Below are 4912 nucleotides of genomic sequence, written 5' to 3' on the forward strand. Positions count from 1 at the left end.
TACGGGCTTATCCCACTTCAACGATTTTTGATCGCAAGTCCTCTGACAAGCGAGGCCATTGTAGCACAGAAGATTTTTAAAGTCAAGCATCGTTTTAGCACTTCGGCTGAACTGGAAAATTGTCCCGGCACAATTGTAGAAACAACTTCAGCAGGGGTTTTCCTGTTACGCTTTTGTAGTATGCCCCGTAGGACAGCGGTTCCACGCCTTCAATTGGAATATAGGCCAGTGCGGGGTCCCGCAGGGAGGGGAAGTCAGGCTGAATTGCGACTCCGAAGCCAGCCTTGACCAGCGTGAGACAGACGTCAACGGAACTGCACATGAATAAATCGGAAACGGTCCGCCCGGTTGTCAATTCATGCTGGACAGCGTTCAAACTGTCGGGGCATCGTTGTGGATCTAACAGAATCAGCCTTTGTGTCAGGAGGTCACCCCTGTCCAACGCCTCCTTTTCCGCCAGCGGGTGACTGGCAGGCAGAATTCCAGTCATACGAACCAGCGCCAATTCCCTGTAGATGCCAGTTTCTTTTTTCTGCTCCTTTTCCCGGAATGCTGTGACCACATCCACCGTTCCTTCCTCCAGGAGCTGATAGAGATGCTGGAATGGCACTACTTGAAAGAGAGGGTACAGTGTGGGACAAGACTCCGTCATCCGCCGCAAAATACCAGGCAACAGGTGTACTTCATTGTGGCTGTGGCAGCCAATGGAAAAGAACTGCCGCTCATCGCCCACCGGCTCTTCAAACCGCTTCTTTGCCAGGGTGATGATATTCAGCACATTCTTGGCGTCGTTCAGAAAGATCAGGCCCTCCTGGGTGATCTCCACCGCCCGCGTGGTGCGCTTGAACAGCTGCGCGTTCAGCTCCTCTTCCAAGGAGCGGATTTGATGGGTGACGGCCGGCTGCGTCACGTTGAGCTGCCTGGCGGCTTTTACAAAGCTGAGCGTCTCCGCAACCGTCAAAAAACAGGTGAGTTGAAAGGTATTCATACTGGCTCCTCCGGAGATTGATAAAAGTCTTTAATACCTTATAACATTTTTTGAATTAACAATCAAGAGAAAATGAGTATAATAGCAAATATCTCCGAAAAACCTTGTCCGCCGAACAGTCGGAAGGACAACGACACTCTGTAAGAACCTGTATTCATAACCGGCGGATGGTGGATGGGCGAGGAATTTTGCTGTCCCGCAAGGCAAAAAACGCGGGAATCCTGGCGGATTTCAAGTTTTTTTAACGCGGCGGGACGGCAAAAGGCCCGGCCAGACAGCGTTCGGCGGCTGTGAATACAGGTCCAAAGGAAAGGAGGGCGGGATATGACGGGCGGGAGCCTTCTCTTGACCCTTCGGCAGATCGACATCTGCCTGGGGCTGTACGAAAATGAACAGCTGTCAGACTCCGGGATGACGTTTGCCCAGGTGTTCCTGCTGAACGAGATTTTCTCCATGGATGCGCCCTGCGTCTGCTCCACGGAATTGTGCGAGCGGGTCGGATTCGCCCGGTCTTCCATCTCCAGAACGCTGAAGGAGCTGCGGAAAAACGGATATGTCCGGATGCGGATGGATCAGGCCGACAACCGCAAAAAGCGTGTCCTTCTCACGCCGAAAGCCTACGCGGCCAGAGGGAGCGTTCAAGAATACATGGAGAACCTGAACCGTTGTCTTGTCCGGGAAATTCCCGAAGGCAGCCTGGAGGGGATTGAGAGCACCCTGCAAACCATTCTTGACAACATACAGCAGGAAACACTAAGGAGGCCAACGTAAATGGAATATCAGATCGCGTACTTAGACATCTATGGAAACGCCGGGATACTGGCTGAGGAGATCAACGGCATTCTGCATGGCGTGGAGCTGGTGAATCTGTCCAAACAGGAAATTTCCGATGACGCCGACGTTTATCTGCTGGTATTTGAGATCACGCAGAACGCAATCCCGCTGAAAATCATGGACATTTTGGAAAACCTGGAGGGGAAAACCATCCTCTGCTTTGTTGCCTGCGGCATGGCGCTTTTTGAAAAGAAAGAGAATGTGGAGCACAATCTGCTTCCCTTCCTGCCGGATGAGTGCGACTACCGCGGACTGTTCTTCTGTCCCGGCCAAATCCCCTCCAGCGTGATGGACACGATCCAGGAGGCGCTGGACGAAAACCCGGAAAACAAGCAGGCGCAAGCCATGCTGGAGGCGTTTCAGCATGCGAAAAACCACCCTGACGCCGAGGATTTCCGAGAGCTGCGCCGCTTCATCCAGGAAAGTGGTATCTGAGGGGAGGAACCGTTTTTGATCAAGATACTGTTGAAGCAGATCGGGGATTACAAGCGAGACACTATCATCACGCCCGTTTTCACGGTGCTGGAGGTAGTGGCGGAGCTGCTGGTTCCCTTCGTGATCGCCAGCCTGATCGACAAGGGCATTGAGGCGGGGAATCTGCGGAACGTCTACCTTTACGGCGCACTGATGATCGTGCTGGCCTTCTTCGGTCTGGCGTTCGGCATCCTGGCCGGAAGATTCGCGGCCTCGGCCTCCTCCGGCTTTGCCTGCAACCTGCGGCAAAGCATGTTTGAAAACATCCAGACGTTTTCGTTTTCCAACATTGACAAATTCAGCACCGCGGGCCTTGTTACCCGCATGACAACGGACGTCACCAATATGCAGATGGCCTTCCAGATGTGTCTGCGCATCGCCCTGAGAGCGCCGCTGATGCTGATTTGCAGCATGGTGATGTGTCTGCTGATCAACGCAAGGCTGAGCATAATCTTCCTGGCCGCCATTGTGGTGCTGGCCGCCGCGCTGGCTCTCATTATGAGCAGGGCCATGAAAATTTTCAGCAAGGTATTCCACCGGTACGATGACCTGAACGCCAGCGTACAGGAAAACATTGCGGCCATTCGCGTGGTGAAAGCCTTTGTCCGGGAGGATTGCGAGAACGAGAAGTTTTGCAAGGCGGCGGTACGGCTGTATGAGCTTTTTGTCCGTGCGGAGAAGCTCCAGGCGCTGAACCTGCCGGTGATGATGTTCATCGTGTACGGGTGCATCCTCGCCATCTCCTGGTTCGGGGCGCATTTCATCTTGGCCGGGAGCATGACCACCGGCAGCCTGACCTCCCTGTTTTCCTATGTCATGACCGCGTTTTCCTCTCTGATGATGCTTTCCATGATCTTTGTCATGATGACCATGAGCACGGCCAGCGGGAAACGGATTGCGGAGGTGCTGGAGGAAACCGCCGGTATCACAAATCCGCCCTCCACCCCCATTTGTCAGGTGCGGGACGGCAGCGTCGATTTTAACCATGTGGCCTTCTCCTACCGCCAGGGCAGCGGCGAAAAAACGCTGGACAATGTGGACCTGCATATCAAATCCGGGGAAACCATCGGCGTCATCGGCGGAACCGGCTGCGGCAAATCCAGCTTGGTCAGTCTCATCAGCCGCCTCTACGACGTGGACTCCGGTTCCGTCAAGGTGGGCGGCGAGGACGTTCGGAACTATGACCTGGAAACACTCCGCAGTCAGGTGGCGGTCGTTCTCCAGAAGAACGTGCTGTTTTCCGGGACGGTCCTGGAGAATCTGAGCTGGGGCAAAAAAATGGGACATATGGACGAATACCGGGAAGCCTGCCGTATGTCCTGCGCGGACGAGTTTCTTGAACGTCTGCCGGAACATTACGAGAGCTGGGTGGAGCGGGGCGGCGCCAACTTCTCCGGCGGGCAAAAGCAGAGGCTCTGCATTGCCCGCGCCCTGCTGAGGCATCCCAAGGTGCTGATTCTGGACGATTCCACCAGCGCGGTGGACACGGCGACGGACGCCAAAATCCGGAAGGCTTTGCGGACGGTGATTCCAGGAACCACCAAAATCATCATCGCCCAGCGCATTTCCAGCGTACAGGACGCGGACCGAATCCTGGTGCTGGACAGCGGCAGGATCAGCGGTTTCGACACCCATGAAAACCTGTTGAAATCCAATGCCATTTACCGGGAAATTTACGAAGCCCAGACGAAAGGCGGAGGTGATTTTGACCATGAACAAACCGTCGAATAAGAAGAATCTGACGCCCCTGCTGAGGCGCGTGCTGGGCATTATGCTCCGGGAGTACAAGGCGCAGTTTGGCCTTGTGGTGCTGCTGATTTTGGGCGCGGCCCTTGCCACCCTGCGGGGAACGCTGTTTATGCGGGATCTGGTAGATCTGTACATCAAGCCCATGATTGGCGTGGAAACGCCCGATTTCGGTCCGCTGGCCCACGCGCTGTTCTCCTTGGCCCTGGTGTATCTGGCCGGTCTGCTCTGTTCCTATGGGTATAACCGGATCATGGCGGTCATCAGCCAGGGGACGCTGAAGAAAATCAGGATACAGCTTTTCTCCCAAATGGAGTCTCTGCCCATCAAATATTTTGACACCACGCCCCACGGGGACATCATATCGGTCTACACCAACGATGTGGACACCCTCCGGCAGCTCATCGGCCAGAGCGTCCCGCAGTTGGTCAACTCCACAGTCACCATTGTGCTCACCTTTATCAGCATGGTGTGCCTGAATATCCCGCTGACCATCCTGACCCTGTGCATGGTGGCCGTCATGCTGGTGGTGGCGTCCAAGCTGGGCGGCATGGCCGGGACATATTTTGTCAAACAGCAGAGCAGCCTGGGCAAGGTCAACGCCTACATTGAGGAGATGATGGAGGGGCAGAAGGTCGTCAAGGTGTTCTGCCACGAAAACGAGAATATCGAGCAGTTCCGGGCCATCAATCAAGAGTTGCGGGAGAGCACCAAAAACGCGAATAAAATCGCCAATATCCTGATGCCGGTCAACGGGAACCTGGGGAATATCAGCTATGTACTGTGCGCGGTGCTGGGGGCGGTCCTGGCCCTGAACGGCATGGGAAGCCTGACCCTGGGGACCCTGGTCTCCTATCTGAATCTGAACCG

The 4912-nt window shown here is 55.0% G+C and carries 5 protein-coding genes; 4 read left to right on the forward strand and 1 reads right to left on the reverse strand.

Annotated features, from left to right (window positions below):
- Window positions 1–94 precede the first annotated feature (94 nt).
- Window positions 95–988, reverse strand: coding sequence for a LysR family transcriptional regulator (locus tag QZ329_RS14970; protein ID WP_295753802.1), 894 nt, complete (start codon window positions 986–988; stop codon window positions 95–97).
- 324 nt (window positions 989–1312) lie between these two features.
- Between QZ329_RS14970 and QZ329_RS14975 the strand changes: the two genes are divergently transcribed.
- From QZ329_RS14975 to QZ329_RS14990, 4 genes are all read left to right on the forward strand, one after another.
- Window positions 1313–1759 (forward strand): MarR family winged helix-turn-helix transcriptional regulator, encoded by a 447-nt coding sequence (locus QZ329_RS14975; RefSeq protein WP_295753804.1) that lies wholly within the window; start codon window positions 1313–1315, stop codon window positions 1757–1759.
- Complete coding sequence (locus QZ329_RS14980; protein WP_295753805.1) at window positions 1760–2257, forward strand: flavodoxin family protein; 498 nt, start codon at window positions 1760–1762, stop codon at window positions 2255–2257.
- A gap of 18 nt (window positions 2258–2275) precedes the next feature.
- Window positions 2276–4027, forward strand: coding sequence for an ABC transporter ATP-binding protein (locus tag QZ329_RS14985; protein WP_365352311.1), 1752 nt, complete (start codon window positions 2276–2278; stop codon window positions 4025–4027).
- Window positions 4008–4912: ABC transporter ATP-binding protein (locus QZ329_RS14990; protein ID WP_295753807.1), on the forward strand; the 905-nt coding region annotated here is incomplete at its 3' end. The genes QZ329_RS14985 and QZ329_RS14990, both read left to right, overlap by 20 nt.

The sequence above is a fragment of the uncultured Oscillibacter sp. genome, assembly GCF_910579365.1.
Classification (GTDB): Bacteria; Bacillota; Clostridia; order Oscillospirales; family Oscillospiraceae; genus Oscillibacter.